14 protein-coding genes are annotated in these 16,226 nt (G+C 71.8%); 9 read left to right on the forward strand and 5 right to left on the reverse strand.

What is annotated here, in order from left to right:
- Both DW297_RS18965 and DW297_RS13110 read left to right on the forward strand, forming a co-directional pair.
- On the forward strand, window positions 1–488 hold a 488-nt coding region (locus DW297_RS18965; protein WP_342589029.1), incomplete at its 5' end, for a sensor histidine kinase.
- Window positions 485–1,132: a response regulator gene (locus DW297_RS13110; RefSeq protein WP_240744621.1), complete on the forward strand. Its 648-nt coding sequence runs from the start codon at window positions 485–487 to the stop codon at window positions 1,130–1,132. The genes DW297_RS18965 and DW297_RS13110, both read left to right, overlap by 4 nt.
- 3 nt (window positions 1,133–1,135) lie before the next feature.
- On the opposite strand, the gene DW297_RS13115 is transcribed toward DW297_RS13110, so the two are convergent.
- On the reverse strand, window positions 1,136–2,374 hold the full coding sequence (locus DW297_RS13115; RefSeq protein ID WP_136033089.1) for an MFS transporter: 1,239 nt from the start codon (window positions 2,372–2,374) through the stop codon (window positions 1,136–1,138).
- A 62-nt stretch (window positions 2,375–2,436) separates the two neighbouring features.
- Between DW297_RS13115 and DW297_RS13120 the strand changes: the two genes are divergently transcribed.
- Entirely contained in the window at window positions 2,437–3,501 is a 1,065-nt protein-coding gene (locus DW297_RS13120) for a LacI family DNA-binding transcriptional regulator (RefSeq protein ID WP_136033091.1), read from the forward strand.
- An 11-nt stretch (window positions 3,502–3,512) separates the two neighbouring features.
- Here the strand turns inward: DW297_RS13120 and DW297_RS13125 are convergent, their stop codons facing one another.
- A complete protein-coding gene (locus tag DW297_RS13125; RefSeq protein ID WP_136033092.1) occupies window positions 3,513–5,015 on the reverse strand; it encodes a hypothetical protein in 1,503 nt (500 codons plus the stop codon).
- 118 nt (window positions 5,016–5,133) lie between these two features.
- On the opposite strand from DW297_RS13125, the gene DW297_RS13130 reads away from it, so the two are divergent.
- The 6 genes from DW297_RS13130 to mnhG are packed head-to-tail and all read left to right on the forward strand — an operon-like array spanning window position 5,134 to window position 11,479.
- Window positions 5,134–8,106, forward strand: coding sequence for a Na+/H+ antiporter subunit A (locus DW297_RS13130; protein WP_136033112.1), 2,973 nt, complete (start codon window positions 5,134–5,136; stop codon window positions 8,104–8,106).
- On the forward strand, window positions 8,106–8,687 hold the full coding sequence (locus tag DW297_RS13135) for a Na(+)/H(+) antiporter subunit C (RefSeq protein WP_136033094.1): 582 nt from the start codon (window positions 8,106–8,108) through the stop codon (window positions 8,685–8,687). The genes DW297_RS13130 and DW297_RS13135 overlap by 1 nt, the downstream gene beginning before the upstream one ends.
- Complete coding sequence (locus tag DW297_RS13140; RefSeq protein ID WP_136033097.1) at window positions 8,684–10,237, forward strand: Na+/H+ antiporter subunit D; 1,554 nt, start codon at window positions 8,684–8,686, stop codon at window positions 10,235–10,237. The genes DW297_RS13135 and DW297_RS13140 overlap by 4 nt, the downstream gene beginning before the upstream one ends.
- A complete protein-coding gene (locus DW297_RS13145; protein ID WP_136033099.1) occupies window positions 10,234–10,827 on the forward strand; it encodes a Na+/H+ antiporter subunit E in 594 nt (197 codons plus the stop codon). Before DW297_RS13140 ends, DW297_RS13145 begins: the two co-directional genes overlap by 4 nt.
- Complete coding sequence (locus tag DW297_RS13150) at window positions 10,824–11,093, forward strand: monovalent cation/H+ antiporter complex subunit F (protein ID WP_136033102.1); 270 nt, start codon at window positions 10,824–10,826, stop codon at window positions 11,091–11,093. Before DW297_RS13145 ends, DW297_RS13150 begins: the two co-directional genes overlap by 4 nt.
- Window positions 11,090–11,479 (forward strand): monovalent cation/H(+) antiporter subunit G, encoded by a 390-nt coding sequence (mnhG, locus tag DW297_RS13155; protein WP_136033104.1) that lies wholly within the window; start codon window positions 11,090–11,092, stop codon window positions 11,477–11,479. The genes DW297_RS13150 and mnhG overlap by 4 nt, the downstream gene beginning before the upstream one ends.
- A 13-nt stretch (window positions 11,480–11,492) precedes the next feature.
- Here mnhG and DW297_RS13160 read toward each other — a convergent pair whose 3' ends face one another.
- The 3 genes from DW297_RS13160 to DW297_RS13170 form a co-directional block, all read right to left on the reverse strand.
- Window positions 11,493–12,254: an alpha/beta fold hydrolase gene (locus tag DW297_RS13160; protein WP_136033106.1), complete on the reverse strand. Its 762-nt coding sequence runs from the start codon at window positions 12,252–12,254 to the stop codon at window positions 11,493–11,495.
- 35 nt (window positions 12,255–12,289) lie between these two features.
- Window positions 12,290–14,932 (reverse strand): penicillin acylase family protein, encoded by a 2,643-nt coding sequence (locus DW297_RS13165; RefSeq protein ID WP_446724374.1) that lies wholly within the window; start codon window positions 14,930–14,932, stop codon window positions 12,290–12,292.
- A gap of 132 nt (window positions 14,933–15,064) precedes the next feature.
- Window positions 15,065–16,226 (reverse strand): YhgE/Pip family protein (locus DW297_RS13170; RefSeq protein ID WP_168442861.1); only part of this gene is annotated, 1,162 nt, incomplete at its 5' end.

Here is a 16,226-nt window from a genome sequence, read left to right on the forward strand (position 1 = left end):
CCGTGCGCGACGCGGGCCTCGACGCGCACGGTGCGTTGCGGTCGATGATCTCGGTGCTGCGCCGCGGCGGCGGCCCGCTCATGCCCACGCCGAGCTGGGCCGACCTCGACGGCATCGTGCAGGAGGCGCGGCGGTCGGGGCTGGCGGTCCGCCTCGACGCGGCGGATCTCGGCGATCTCGGCGATCTCGGCGGGGGCGGCGAGCAGGCGGTCGTGCGGGTGGTGCGGGAGGCGCTCGGCAACTGTGTGCGGCACGCGCGGGGTGCGCAGGTCGAGGTGCGGATCGCACGCTCCGGCGACGAGGCGTTGGTGCGGGTGCGGTCGCTCGGCGGGACGGCAGCGGTCGCCCCGATGCGGCACGACAGCGAGGGGTGGGGGTTGCAGATGCTGCGGGAGCGGGTGGCGGCGCTGGGGGGCGCATTCCAGGCGGGGCCCGACGGCGACGGCTGGACCGTGGAGGCGCGGCTGCCGGCGGGAGCGCGGTCGTGAGCGCCCCGACGGTGCTGCTGGCGGACGACCACGGCGCGATCCGTGCGGGGCTGCGCATCATGCTCGAGACGCACGACATCGTGGTGGCGGGCGAAGCGGCCGATGGCGAGGTGGCCGTGCGCAATGCCGCCGCCCTGCGCCCCGACGTGGTGCTGATGGATCTGCGCATGCCGGGGCGCGACGGCGTCTCGGCCACGAGGGAGATCGTCGACCGGGGTCTGGCGGACGTGCTGGTGCTCACCAGCTTCGACGAGGACGAGCTCGTGCTCGCGGCGATCCGCGCCGGGGCCGTGGGGTTCCTGCTCAAGACCGTGGATGCGCCGACGCTGGTGCAGGCGGTGCGCGGGGTCGCGGCGGGCGAGGGCGCCCTCGACCCGCGCGTGACCAGGCGTGCGCTCGCCGCGGTGGCGGAGTCCGCGGTCGACGGTCCGCCCGCCGCCGCCACCCCCGCCCTGGGCGAGCTCACCGCGCGGGAGCAGGAGGTGCTCGACGGGATCCTGCAGGGCTGGTCGAACGCGCAGCTCGCCGCCCGGCTGCGCATCTCGGTGCCCACGGTGAAGACGCACGTGTCGAACGTGCTCGCGAAGCTGGGCGCGCGCAGCCGCTCGCACGCGGCGGCACTCGTCCGGGCGCGCGGCGGCTGAGCCTCAGCTCCGGGCGGCGGTCGTGGCGGGGGTCTTCTCGTCGTCGCGCAGCGGGCGGGCGGCCCCGGAGAACAGCCCGGAGACCACGACCAGCGCGACCAGGATGAACAGCGTGTTGAGCAGGCCGATGTGCTCGCTGATCACGCCGAGCACGGGCGGGCCGCCGAGGAACGCGACGTAGCCGATCGTGGCCGCGGCGCTCACGCGGGCGGCGGCCTTGGCCGGGTCGTCGGCCGCGGCCGACATGCCGAGCGGGAACCCGAGCGAGGCGCCGACACCCCAGAGCGCGGCGCCGAGCAGCACGAGCGGCAGCGTCGGCGCGAGGATGAACAGCAGGATGCCGCTGGCGGCCGTCGCGGCGAGGATGCGCAGCACCAGCACCCGGCCGAAGCGGTCGACCAGGGGGCCGCCGAACAGGCGCACGACGGTCATGCCGGTCGAGAACACGGCGAGGGCGACGGCACCGGAACCCTCGGCGAGACCGTGGCCCTGCTCGGTGCCGAGGGCGATCCAGTCGTTCGCGCCGCCCTCGGCGAACGACATGCCGAGCATGACGGTGCCGAGCAGGTAGGTGCGCGGTTCGCGCCACGCCTCCAGCGCGGTGTGCAGGCGCTGGCGGAACGGCGGCTTCTCGTGCTCCTCCGGGTCGAGGGCCGCCTCTCGCACCGGCACCTGGAAGAAGCAGATCACCGCGATCACGGCGATCAAGACCCCGACGGAGATCGCGTGCGTGCCGACGTCGATGCGAAGGTGCGCCGCGAGCGCACCGATACCGGCGCCCAGGACGGTGCCGAAGCTGAAGAACGCGTGGAAGACGGGAAGGATCGTGCGGCCCATCTGCTGTTCGATCGCGGTGGCCTCGACGTTCATCATCACGTCGACGCAGCCGTTGCCGAAGCCGAACAGCACCATGCCGACCAGCACCAGGGGGACAGAGGCGAACACGGTGGCTCCGAGTCCGACGAGCGCGATGCCGGCGGCGAACGTGAGCATCGACAGGAGCATGCCGCGACCCGCACCCGTACGCGCCATGACCGCGGGGCTCGTGGAGATGCCGAGGATGGAGGCGATGCCCATGCCGAGCAGGATCAGTCCGACCTGCGCGTTGTCGAGACCGAGGGCCTCCTTGATACCCGGCACGCGCGATGCCCAGGTCGCGATCGAGAGGCCGCTGGCCAGGAAGATGGCGAAGATCGCGGTGCGCCAGCGCACGAACTGCGAGCGGGTGAGGGCGGTGTCCATGACCCACAGCCTATATCGAATCGATTCGACGCCGGAGTGCAGATCCCGGCTATCCTCGGAGTATGAGCAGCAGGGAGACCCCGCGCCGACCCACGATCGCGGATGTCGCGCGCGAGGCGGGGGTCGCGACCTCCACCGCGTCCGTGGTCTTCAGCGGCAAGGCCAAGGTCGCCCCCGCCACGCGCGACCGCGTTCTCGCCGCGGCGACCGAGCTCGGCTACACCGGACCCGACCCCCGCGCCGCCTCGCTCCGTCGCGGCCGCAGCGGCATCGTCGCGGTCGTGCTGGAGGGCCACCTGCGGGCCGCGTTCCTCGACCCGGTGACGACCGCGATGATGGACGGCCTCACCGATGGACTCGCCGACCTCAGCGCCGGGATCCTGCTGATGCGCGACGAGCCGGGCGAGGACGGGTCCGCGATCGCGAGCGCCCCGGTCGACGCGGTCGTGCTGATCGGGTGCTCCGGGCGCACGCGGGCCTCACTCGAGATCGTGCGGGGGCGCGGCCTCCCCGTGGTGGTGATCGAGGGCGACGCCGGGCTCGACGTGCCGCGCATCACGCTCGACAACGTGGCCGCCTCCGCCGACGTCGCCCGGCACGTCCGCGACCTCGGGCACCGCGACGTCGCACTGGTCACGCTCGCGCTCGACGCCGACCGCGAGCGCACCCTCATCACGCCGGAGCGACTCGCCACCGCGACCGTCGACGTCACGGTCGACCGGCTCCGGGGCATGCGCGAGATCTTCCCCGACGCCCCGGCGATCTCCGCGTCGGGCAGCCTGATCGACGAGGGCATCCTGGTGGGCCGCATGCTGCTGTCCGACCCGGAGAAGCGTCCGACGGCCGTGCTCGCGCAGAGCGACCTGCTCGCGGTCGGCGTGATCCGCGCGGCGGAGGAGCTCGGGCTGCGCGTGCCGGAGGACCTGTCGGTGGCGGGGTTCGACGGCATCGCGCTGGACGGCCTGGGCGACCTCACGCTCACCACGAGCGTGCAGCCCGCGGTCGAGAAGGGTCGCGCGGCGGGGGAGCAGGTGGCGCGCATGCTCCGCGGGGAGCCGGGCGAGACGCAGGACCTCTCGTGCCGCTTCCGCGCGGGCACCACGACCGCGCCGCCCCCCGCGCGCTGAGCCGCCTGCCCTCAGGAATGCGCGGGACCGAGGCGCAGCGCCGTCTCGCCGAAGTCCAGGATGCGGTACCGCCCGCACTCGATCGTCGCCACCGGTTCGATCCCGGCGGGCAGCTGCCACGGCACGGTCTGCGCGTCCTCCACCAGGAACGACACCTCCCCCGCCGCGAAGTCCCGCCGGTCGACCAGCCAGGCGTAGCCGTTCAGCGCGTGGTCGACCTGCACCAGGCGTGACGGGTCGTCGAGGTGCAGCTTGGGCAGCCGTACGGTCCAGAACTGCCCGGCACCCGTGCGCCCCGATGCGTCGACCCAGTCGGTGACGCACGTCAGGTCGGCGTCGGGTGCCTGCGCGGCGGCCGCCAGTCGCGGCACGCTCAGTCCGGCGGCGAGGAGCAGCAGGGCACCCAGCGCCGCGACCGCACCGCGCACGAGCCGGGACGACGGCAGCACGGCGCGCGGATCGGCGACCAGGGCCAGGACCGGCGCGAACGCCAGCGGCTGGAGGTATCGCGCGGCCTGGGTGCCGAGCGCCACCGCCCCGAGCAGCACCAGGGCGGGAGCAACCCACGCGACCGCGGCGACGAGCCGCGCGCCGGGCGCCGATGCCCGCCGCATGCGCACCACCGCGAGGGCGAGGAGGGCGGCGACCACGACTAGCGCGAGCACCCCCAGCGGCGTCGAGAGCCGGGCCGCGAACAGCCCGGCGTACAGCTCGAGGGACTCCCGCCACCGCCACGGCTGCACGTAACCGGCGCCCGTGTTCGCGATCCATGCCGAGAACGGAATGCGACAGAGGGAGCCGAGCAGCGTGCCGCCGAGCAGGGCCGCGCCGAGCAGCAGCGCGGGCCGCCGGCTCCGGACGGAGAACCCGAGCACGACCAGCACGGCCAGCAGCGGCACCGTGGCCCAGGCCGCGAACAGCGGATTGGTCAGCGTGGACACGGCGGCCGTCGCGCCGAGCGCCCAGAGCAGCACGACCCCGCCGCCCGGGCGGTCGAGGAAGCGCCGGGCCAGACCGACCGCGGCGACCGCTCCGATCGTGGTCGCGGCGTAGTAGGTGGTCGTGAGCGAGAGCGACGCGAGCTCGAGGGCATCGCGCGACGGAGACGCCTCGGTGACCACGAGAAGCGCGAACACCCCGAGCGCCGCGAGCGACCACGCGACCGGGGCGGCACCCGCGCGGCGACGACCGGCGACGAGCCGCGCCACGCCGTAGAACCCGAGCAGGTTGACCACCGCGTTCACCGCGAGCAGGCCATCGACGTCGAGCGGCAGCAGCGCGCCGAGGGCGACGTGCACGGCGGACTCCGGAAGGAACAGCACGCTCGACAGCGCCCACTCGCCGACCCCGCCGCCGTCGAGGACCGCGCGCGAGATCAGTCCCACGACCAGGGAATCCCCGTCACGGAAGAGCAGCGAGGAGCGGGGCGATGCGGCGAGCTGACCCGCCGCGACGAGGGCGATCGCGAGGGCCGTGAGCCACCCCGCCAGCTCCCTCCGTGCGCCCCCGTGCATGCGAACACTCTGGCACGTCGCGCAGACCCGCGAACCGCCCGGACCCATCATCCCGGTAAACTGGACGGACACCGCCCGCCTGAGCCGCAAGGCCGACGAGCCCCGAGGAGCCGCGTATATGCTGATGCTCCTCGCCGTGTTCCTCCTCGGGTCGCTGCTGTTGCCCGTTCTGGTGCGCTGGCTGGGAGCACAGGCTTTCGCCGTCGCCGCGCTCGTCCCCGCCGCCGCGTTCGTGCACGCGCTGGTGCTCACGCCGCAGGTGCTCGACGGCCCCGTGCCGTTCGAGTCCGTGCCGTGGATCCCGCAGCTCGGGCTCTCGCTCTCCATGAACATGGACGTGCTCGGGTGGGTCCTCACCCTGATCGTGACCGGCGTCGGCGCGCTCGTGCTGCTCTACTGCCGCTGGTACTTCCACGACGACGCGGCCGGCATCGGCCAGTTCGCCGGGGTGCTGCTCGGCTTCGCCGGCGCGATGTACGGCCTCGTGCTCACCGACGACCTGGTGATGCTCGTGATGTTCTGGGAGGTGACGAGCATCCTCTCGTACCTCCTGATCGGGCACTACCGCCGCCGCGCCGCCAGCCGTCGAGCCGCGCTCCAGGCTCTGCTGGTGACGACCCTCGGCGGCCTGGTGATGTTCGTCGGCGTCGTGCTGCTCGTCGTGGACGCCGGCACGTCGAGCATCCGCGAGATCCTCGCGCTCGCCCCCACCGGGCCCCTGGTCGACGCCGCCATCGTGATGCTGCTGATCGGCGCCATCAGCAAGTCGGCGCTGTTCCCGTTCCACTTCTGGCTCCCCGGTGCGATGGCCGCCCCCACGCCGGTCAGCGCCTACCTGCACGCCGCCGCGATGGTGAAGGCCGGCATCTACCTCATCGCGCGCTTCGCCCCGATCTTCGCGCTGAGCGCCACCTGGCGACCGATCATCATCAGCCTCGGCATCCTCACCATGCTGCTCGGCGGGATCCAGGCGCTGCGCGAGACCGACCTCAAGCGCGTGCTCGCCTTCGGCACCGTCAGCCAGCTGGGGTTCTTCGCCGTCGTGGTCGGCTACGGCACGCAGGCCGCCGCCCTCGCCGGACTCGCGCTCGTGATCGGGCACGCCCTGTTCAAGTCGGCGCTGTTCCTGATCGTCGGCGTGATCGACCGGCAGCTCTCCACGCGTGACATCACCGAGCTCTCCGGGGTCGGACGGCAGGCGCCGGTCATGGCGACCGCGGCCTTCATCTCGGTCGCGTCGATGGCGGGCATCGCGCCCACCATCGGCTTCGTCGCCAAGGAGTCCACGCTCACGGCGCTCCTGGATGACGCGCAGGGCGGCTCGATCTGGGGACTCGTGTCGCTGATCGGGGTCGTCCTCGGTTCCATGCTCACCGCGGCATATGGCGTGCGCTTCCTGTGGGGAGCGTTCTGGACCAAACGCGACGACCGCGGCGACCGGCTGCCCGACACCGCGTGGCCCGACCCGCCCGTCGGCTTCCTCTCCGCGCCGATCATCCTCGCCGGGGTCACCCTCGCGGCGGGCATCGGCGCCCCCGCGCTCGACATCGCCCTGCAGCCCTACGCGCTCACCGCGAACCCCGGCCTCGACCACGAGGGCGCCGCCGTCGAAGGCCCTGGTCACCTCGCGCTCTGGCACGGGTTCGAACCAGCGCTCGGGATCTCGATCCTCACGGTCCTGCTGGGCATCGGGCTGTTCCTGCTCACGCGACGCAGCGGCTGGGACCGTCGCCCGCGCCTGCTGCCCTTCACCGCCGCCGACGCCTACTACCTCGTGATGCGCGGCATCGACCGGCTGTCCGTGCTCAGCACCACCCTCACGCAGCGCGGCTCGCTGCCCGTCTACGTCGGCACGATCTTCGTGGTGTTCGTCGCGGCCGAGGTCACCGCGCTCATCGCGAGCGACATCGACCGCTACCAGCTGTCGCTCTGGCACACCCCGGCACAGCTCGCGGTCGCGCCGATCATGGCCGTCGCGGGCGTGGTGGCGGTGCGCGCCAGGAAGCGGTACACCGGCGTCGTGCTGGCCTCGGTCACGGGTCTCGGCATGGTCGTGCTCTTCGCGACCAGCGGCGCACCCGACCTCGCGCTCACGCAGATCCTCGTCGAGACGGTCACCATGGTCACGTTCGCCCTGGTGCTGCGGCGGCTCCCCGCGCGGATGGGCGAGCACAACGCCTCGGTCAGCCGCATCCCCCGGGCGCTGCTCGGCATCGGCGTCGGCCTCACCATGGCGTTCGTCGCGATCGTGGCCACCCAGTCGCGCGTCGCCGACCCGATCTCGGAGATCTTCCCGCAGATCGCCTACGAGATCGGCCACGGCAAGAACGTGGTGAACGTGGCCCTGGTCGACCTGCGCGGCTGGGACACGATGGGCGAGCTGTCGGTGCTCGTGCTCGCGGCGACCGGTGTCGCCTCCCTCGTCTTCGTGACCCACCGCGCCGATCTGCTCGCCGCCACCAAGACCCTGCCGCGCTCCGTGCGCAAGGCCGCCCGCAGCCGTCCGCTCGTCGAGACCACCGACGGCGTGCGCTTCCAGACGTCCGAGAACCGCAGCGCCCCGCGCGCCTGGCTGGTCGGCGGACAGAAGATGAAGCCGGAGAACAGGTCGATCCTGCTCGAGGTCATCGTGCGCATCCTGTTCCACACCATCATCGTGGTGTCGATCTTCCTGCTGTTCGCGGGTCACAACCTGCCGGGCGGCGGCTTCGCCGGCGGACTCGTCGCGGGCATGGCGCTGGTGATGCGCTACATCGCCGGCGGCCGCTGGGAGCTCGGTGCCGCCGCGCCCACCGACGCCGGACGCCTGCTCGGGGCGGGCCTCATCCTCGCGGTCGGCACGGCCGTGGTGCCGCTGTTCTTCGGGATGGCCCCGCTCACCAGCACCTTCTGGGAGTGGGAGATCCCGGGCATCGGTCACATGGAGTTCGTCACCTCGACGATCTTCGACGTGGGTGTGTACCTCGTGGTGATCGGGCTCGTGCTCGACGTGCTGCGCAGCCTCGGCGCCGAGGTGGACCGGCAGTCCGCGCTCCGCCCCGGTCAGAGCACCGCGATCGACTTCACCTCACGGACAGGGGGGAACGGCTGATGGACGTCTCCCTGGCCCTCATCGCGATCATGGCCGTGCTCTTCGCGTGCGGCGTCTACGCGATGCTCGAGCGCAGCCTGACCCGGGTGCTGATCGGCTTCCTGCTGCTCGGCAACGCCACGAACCTGCTGCTGCTGATCGTGATGGGCGTGCCGGGCAACGCCCCCTTCTTCGGCACGAACGGCGACCTCAGCGATCCGCTCCCGCAGGCGCTGACCCTCACCGCCATCGTGATCACCTTCGCGGTGTCGGCGTTCCTGCTCGCCCTCATCTACCGCTCCTGGCAGCTCGGCCAGGCCGACACGGTCGAGGACGACGAGGCCGACATCGCCCTGCGCGAGCGCACCGACGCCGACGAAGACCTCATGGACGACGAGTCGGAGACCGACGACGACGAGGCGACCACCGACTTCGTCGGCGTGCAGACCGCGCCCATCACGGTGCTGCACATGCGCGACCACCCCGACATCCACGACGACGCCCCCTACGACTCGCCGTACAGCGCGCAGCGGGAGGACGAACCCGAACCCGAGGCCGACGAGGATCCAGACCACACGACAGACGGGGAGGGCAGGTCATGACCACGCTCGTCCCGCTCCTGGTCGCCCTGCCGCTGCTGGGCGCCGCGGTCACCCTCGTGTTCGGGCGCAATGCCCGGCTCCAGGTGCTCGTCACGGTCGCCACCCTCGCGATCGTCTCGGTCATCGCCGCGGTGCTGCTGGTCGTGGTCGATGCGGGATCCCCGCTCGCGGTCTCGGTCGGCGGGTGGCCGGTGCCGTTCGGCATCGTGCTCTACGTCGACCGGCTCGCCGCGCTGCTCGTGCTCGTGTCGAGCGTCGTGCTGCTCGCGGTCCTCCTCTTCTCGATCGGTCAGGGCGTCGCCGACGGCGCGGACGAGACCCCGATCTCGATCTTCAACCCCTCCTACCTGATCCTCGCGGCGGGCATCTTCAACGCCTTCATCGCGGGCGACCTGTTCAACCTCTACGTCGGCTTCGAGATTCTGCTCGTGGCGTCGTACGTGCTGATCACGCTGGGCAGCACCGAGTCGCGCATCCGCACGGGTGCGGTGTACATCGTCGTCTCGCTCGTGTCGTCGATCCTGTTCCTCGCCTCGATCGCGATGATCTACGGCGCCCTCGGCACCGTGAACATGGCGCAGATTGCCGAGCGCATGTCGGAGCTGCCGCAGGACACGCAGCTCGTGCTGCACCTGATGCTCGTGGTCGCCTTCGGCATCAAGGCCGCCATCTTCCCCGTCTCCTTCTGGCTGCCCGACTCCTACCCGACCGCGCCGGCCCCGGTCACGGCGGTGTTCGCCGGACTGCTGACGAAGGTCGGCGTGTACGCGCTGATCCGCACCGAGACGCAGCTCTTCGCCTCCAACAGCATCGACACGCTGCTGCTCATCATCGCGCTGGCGACCATGGTCGTCGGGGTGCTGGGTGCCGTGGCGCAGGCGGAGCTGAAACGGATCCTGTCGTTCACGCTCGTGAGCCACGTGGGCTACATGATCTTCGGCCTGGCGATCGCGACGCCCGCGGCGATCGGCGCCACCGTGTACTACATCGTGCACCACATCGTGGTGCAGACCACCCTCTTCCTCGCCGTGGGACTCATCGAGCGTCGGGCGGGGAGCACCTCGATCCTGCGGGTGAAGGGGCTGCTCAAGATCGCGCCCGTGATCGCGGTGCTGTACTTCATCCCCGCGATCAACCTCGGCGGTCTGCCCCCGTTCTCCGGGTTCATCGGCAAGTTCGCGCTGTTCGAGGCCGCCGCCTCCGTGGGCACGCCCCTGATGATCGTGCTGATCTTCGGCGGCATCATCACCTCGCTGCTCACGCTGTACGCGCTCATGCGAGCGTGGAACCTGGCGTTCTGGCGCGAGGAGGAGGACTCCACCGAGACCGAGGGACGCATCTCCTACCTGACGGGCGCACCCGCGGCCGACGAGCAGCAGGAGACCAGGCGCATCCCGAAGATCATGACGGTCGCCACCGCGGGCATGGTCACCGTCACGGTGGCCCTGACGATCTTCGCCGGTCCGCTGTACGCTCTGTGCGATCGCATCGGGGCTGGCCTGCTGCAGCCGGTCAACCTCGTCCAACTGGAAGACGAGGTGGAGGGATGAGGCCGGAGACGCGGCGCCTGTGGCGCGACATCGGCATGCAGCTGCCGTTCCTCGCCTGGCTGATCGTGCTGTGGATGCTGCTGTGGGCGCAGTTCACCGTGCTCTCGTTCCTGACCGGGCTCGTGGTCGCGATCTTCGTGACGCGCGTGTTCCGGCTGCCGACGGTCGAGCTGTCCGGCCGCGTGAACCTCTGGTACGCCGCGCTGTTCATCGTGCAGTTCCTCTGGGCAGTGCTGCGCGGCGCCCTGTCGGTCACGGTGCAGGTGTTCGACTTCCGCCGGCAGCCGGGCACCGCGATCGTCGCCGTGCCCCTGCGGTACGCGGACGACCTCGTCATGACGCACGTCGCGGTGGTGTCGTCGCTGATCCCCGGTTCGCTCGTGGTGGAGGCCGACCGCGACCGGCGCATCCTCTACCTGCACGTGATCGGCGTGCGCAGCAAGGAAGACGTCGAGGAGCAGCGGCAGGGGGTGCTCGGCTGGGAGAAGCGGGTCGTGCGCGCGCTGGGCGACCCGTCGCAGTACCGCCGCCTCAAGGCCGATGAGCGCGCGGGTCGCATCGATCCGGCCAGGGTGGGGGGTGCCCGATGAACGTGCTGCTCCTGGTGATCATGGCGGTGTTCGGTGTCGCCGCGATCCTCGCCGTCATCCGCATCGTGCGGGGTCCGTCGATCCTCGATCGCGCGGTCGCCGCCGACGTGCTGCTCACCGAGGTCATGTGCGTGCTGGGCGCGGAGATGGCGATCAACGGCCACACCCGCAACATCCCGGTGCTGCTGATCATCGCCGCCGTCGGCGTGTTCGGGTCGATCGCGGTCGCCCGGTTCGTCGCGAGAAGGGACAACACGACGCCATGAACGTGTTCGGCCTGATGATCCCCGACGCCGTGATCGACGTCGCGGTGCTGGTGCTGATCCTGATCGGTGCGCTGCTGTGCCTCTCCGCCGCGGTGGGGCTGCTGCACTTCCGCGACGTGCCGACACGGTTGCACGCCGCGACCAAGCCGCAGGTGCTCGGGCTGCTGATGATCTGCGTGGCGATCGCGCTGTCGCAGCGGTCGATCGGCGGCGTGCTGTTCGGCCTGGTGCTGGTCGCCCCGGTGGTGCTGATGCAGTTCGCCACGGCGCCCCTGTCCGCGCACATGGTCGGACGGCAGGCGTATCGCAACGGCACGATCGAGCAGCGCGGGCTCGTGGTGGACGAGCTCGCCGAGTCCAAGCAGACGCCGCCCGCCGCAGGCTGACCTCGCCCGCGCGTCAGGTGCGGTCGGCGAACGCCTCGATCAGGCGTGCGGCGGGTTCGGAGTCGCTGATGAGGGTGCCGTGCCCGTGGTCGGGGATCACGGAGAGCTCCGCGCCGGGGATGGCGTCGAGGATGACCTGACACCAGCTCATCGGGGCCAGCGGGTCGTCTTCCCCGCGCAGCACGAGCACGGGGCAGTGGATGCGGCGGAAGGCCTTCTCGGGCTGATGCACGATGGTCGCCCGCATCTTGCGGATCAGGTGCGGACCGCCGCGGAGGTACTCGCGCGCGCCGCGCCAGATGACGAGCGGCCGCTCGCCCACGAGGTCCTGCAGCAGGTAGCGCGCCTGGGCACCGATGTTGCGCGCGGCCTTGTCGACCGTCGGTCCCGCGAGCACCACCCCCGCCACGAGCTCGGGGTGCCGGGCGGCGAGCTCGGCCGCGATCTGGCTGCCCATCGAGTGCCCGATCACCACCACGGGTTCCGCGTCGACGTGGCGCAGATACGCGGCGACCAGGTCGGCGTGGCGCTGCATGGTGAGGGTGCGCGTGGGCTCGGGCGCTTCGCCGAACCCGGGGAGGTCGAGCGCGATCACGCGTCCGTTCAGCCGCTGGGTGAGGTCGAGGTACACGCTGCGGCCCATGCCGATGCCGTGCAGCAGCAGGTAGGTGTGCGGCCCCTCGCCGAAGCTCTCCGCGATGAGGGTCGCGCCGCCGTGCTCGAACTCCAGCAGCGTCGCGGTCGTCCCCTTCGGGGCGAGATAACTGGAGGGCACCGGTCCACGCTAGCCGAGGAACCTCTGCGGGTCTCTCAGCCGGCGGGGGCCAGGATCAGGGTGTCGCGCGCGGACCGGTCGACCGCGCCCGGTGTGAACGCCCAGGGGCGCTGCACGCCCGAGGCCCAGTCCTCCGTCTGGTCGACGTAGTGCTCGTGGTAGGCGTGACCGGAGGCACCCGTCAGATGGATCCACGTGGAGGCGTCGAGGTCGTCGAGGTCGACCACCATCCGCATGGAGGGCACGGTCGTGGTGGCGTACGACTCGCCGATGGTCCAGCCGGTCGCGTCCACCACCGATGCGCCGCCGCCGACCGGGTAGGGTCCGCGGTTGAACAGTGCCTCGATCGGGGCGACGCCGGACGAGCCGAACGTGCCGCTGCGGAGCGTGATGGCGTGCAGGTCGCCCCAGTTCCAGCGCGTCGTGTCGGTGCCCTGCAGCGCGGCGAGCTCGTCGTACGCCTCCTCGGCCGACCGGGCCAGCATCTGGGGCATGCCGTCGACGTCGATGCGGTCGTTGCGCCACAGCGGGTCGGACGGGTCTTCGAGCAGGTCGCCGACCACGGTGAACAGCCGTCCCTGGCCGTCGGTGGGCAGGGGCACGGCGCGCTCGGCGAAGAGGTTCTGCACGAGGCGCGACCACAGCACGTTCGCGTACGCGGCGGCCGCGGAGGTCTTGTCGTTCTGCGCGTCCCACGTGCGGAGCAGCTCGACGGCCGTCCGCGGTCCGGTACCGTCGACCTCGACGTCGCCCATGGCGCTGACCAGCTGCTTGCCGATCCACATCTCGCCGTCCATCTGGATGTCGCGCAGGTCCTGCGCGGTCAGCGGCGCGGCGGCCGCGCGGCGCTCGATCAGGTGGGCGATGCGGGCAGCGCGGTACCCCTGGTCCCAGTCGCGCGACAGGAAGTACTCGTAGTCGTCGGTGACGATCGCGTTGTTCGCAGTCACGATGTAGCCGGACGCGGGGTTGTACGCCACGGGCAGCTCCTCGAACGGGATGTAGCCGGTCCAGTCGTAGCCGCTGTCCCACCCGGGCTGCGGCATCCACCCGTCGCCGGCCCCGCGGATGGGGAGCCGCCCCGGCGTCTGGTAGCCGATGTTGCCGTCGACGTCGGCGTAGATGAGGTTCTGCGCCGGAACGTCGAACAGGGCGGCGGCGGCGCGGAAGTCGTCGAAGTCCTGCGCGGTGGAGAGGGCGAAGATCGCGGTCGCGGTGGTGCCGGGGTCGAGGGCCGTCCAGCGCAGGCTCAGGGCGTATTCGGCGGCGTCGCTTCCCGGTGGGGCGGGGGCGGTGCCCTCGGCCCGGAGCGCGGGGTCCGGCGCGTCGGCGATCGCGGTGAAGTCGTCGGTGAGGCCGGAGATGATGGGGCCGTGCACGGTGGAGCGGATCGTGAGCTCGATGTCGTCGCCGCCCGCGACCGCGATGGTCTCGGTGGTCTCCTCGAGCGGCACGAGCGCGCCGTCGCGCCAGTACGCGTCGCCCTCGATGCGCTCGACGTACAGGTCGGTCACGTCGGTGGTGAGGTTGGTGAAGCCCCATGCGACGCGCTGGTTGTGGCCGATCACGATGCCCGGGAGACCGGAGAACGAGAAGCCCCCCACGTCGAACGGGCAGTCGGCGCCCACCGTCGAGCACTTCAGCTGCACCTGGTACCAGACCGAGGGCAGGGAGGCGCCGAGGTGCGGGTCGTTCGCGAGCAGCGGCATGCCCGACGCGGTCAGCTCGCCCGACACGACCCAGGAGTTGGAGCCGATGCCCTCACCGGCGTCTCCCACCAGCACGCCCGCGGCTTCGATCACGTTCGCCGTCTCCTGCCACTCGATCGTGGTGACGGCCTGCTGCACCTCGCCGTCCTTCGGCGGCAGGGTGAACGCGGCGGCGTCTGCGGTGGTGTCGAGCGGCTCCACGGTGGAGATCTGCGGCACGATCACCGGGTTCCGGTCGAACGGGTAGGAGGGGTACAGCTTCGCGAGCAGGGCGTGCGTGTCCTCCGGGTCGCCGCCGTCGGCGAGGGCGCCCGCGAGCAGCGCGCGCTCCGTCTCGTCCTCGACGTTGGTGCGGAGGTCCCAGGCCATGGCCTTGAGCCACGCGACGGAGTCGGCCGGCTCCCACGGCTCCGGTTCGTAGTCGGGGTTCTGCAGGCCCAGCACCGCGTACTCGAGCGACAGCTCCGCTCCGGACCGGGACGACAGGTAGGCGTTCACACCGTCGGCGTACGCCTCGTAGTAGCCGCGGGTCGTGTCGTCCATCGCCTCGACCTCGGCCTCGGCGACCTTGCGCCACCCGAGCGTGCGCAGGAACGCATCGGTGCCGGCCTGGGACGCGCCGAACAGCTCGGCCACGCGGCCCGACGTCACGTGCCGGCGGAAGTCCATCTCGAAGAAGCGGTCCTGCGCGTGCACGAACCCCTGCGCGAAGAACAGGTCTTCCGAGGAGTCGGCGGTGATGGTCGGGATCCCGCTCGCGTCGCGCTGCACGGTCACCTCGGCGGCGAGGCCGTCCAGCCGCAGGGTGCCCGAGGTCTGCGGGAACGAGCGCTGGATGGTCCATGTCACAAAGAACGCCGCGGCCACCGCGATCACCACGATCGCGGCGACGACGAGGAACGCGATGCGCCCGATGCGGACACCGAGCGACGGGCGGGAGGGTGCGGGTGACACCGGCGAAACGGTCATCATCGTCGAGAACTCTTTCGGGTCGCGGTTGGGACTCAGTCCCACCGAGCCCCGGTGCGCGTTTCAGGGCCGCGCTCTCGCATCCTAGCCCGCCCGCGCTCGCCGCGGCACGTCCCGCGACGAGCGACCGCGTCAGCCGATCAGGCTGGGCTGCAGATCGCGCAGCGTGCGGCGATGCGTCATGCGCGTCACCCCGATCGCCGCGAGCACGAGGGCACCGACGAGCCACAGCGCGAGCACGGCCAGATCCCACCCGGCGCGGGCGTAGTCGCCGCCGTACATCAGCTGCCGCATCGCGTCGACCACGTAGCCGAGCGGCAGCACGTGGTGCAGTGCGGCGAGCGGGGTGGGCAGCGTCTGCCAGGGGAACGTGCCGCCCGCGGTGACCAGCTGCAGCACCATGAGCACGAGGCCGAGGAACTGTCCGACCGAGCCCAGCCAGACGTTCAGCGCCAGGATGATCGCCGCGAACGTGGCAGAAGCGAACATCAACACCCCGAGCGTGCCGAGGGGGTGGTCGAACGTGAAGCCGAGCGTGAGCGCCAGGATGCCCATGAGCCCGAGCATCTGCACGGCGCCGAGCATGGCGGGTGTGAGCCAGCCGGCGAGCGTGATGCGCACGGGGGAGTGCAGGGCGGTGACGGCGCGGCGCGAGATGGGCTTCACGATGAGGAACAGCGCGTAGATGCCGATCCAGGCCGACAGTGCCGCGAAGAAGGGGGCCAGTCCGGCGCCGTAGTCCTCCGCGGACGCCACCTTGTCGCTCGACACCTTCACGGGGTCGGCGATGGTGTCGGCCTGCTGGCTGCGAAGCTCCGGGGTGGACTCCGGGATCTGCTGCACCCCGTCGGCGAGGCCGTCGCGGAGTTCGACGGTGCCGGACGAGAGGGTGGCGAGACCGTCGCGCAGCTGGGCGGCGCCGGCGTTCGCGGAGGCGGCGCCGGTCGCGACCGTCCCCGCGCCGCTCGCGAGGTCGGTGGCGCCGGAGGCGAGGGCGGCGGCGCCGGCCGCGAGCTGGTCGACCTTGCCGACCGCAGCCTGCACCTGCGCGTTGCCCTCCTCCAGGCGGATGCCGAGCGGGTCGAGCCGCGCCAGCACCCGGTCGATCTCCTCGGGGGTGAGGCCCTGGTCGGCGAGGGCCGTGGCGATGTCGGAGCGCACCTGCGGCAGGGCGGCGGTGGCCTCCTGCACGGCGGCGCCCGCACGGTCGGCCACGTCGGCGAGCTGGCGGTTGCCCGCGCTGACCTGCTGCGCGCCGTTCGCGAGGGTCTGGGCGCCGCTCGCGAGCTGCGCC

It is taken from the genome of Microbacterium sp. PF5 (genome assembly GCF_004794315.1).
GTDB classification, from domain to species: domain Bacteria; phylum Actinomycetota; class Actinomycetes; order Actinomycetales; family Microbacteriaceae; genus Microbacterium; species Microbacterium sufflavum.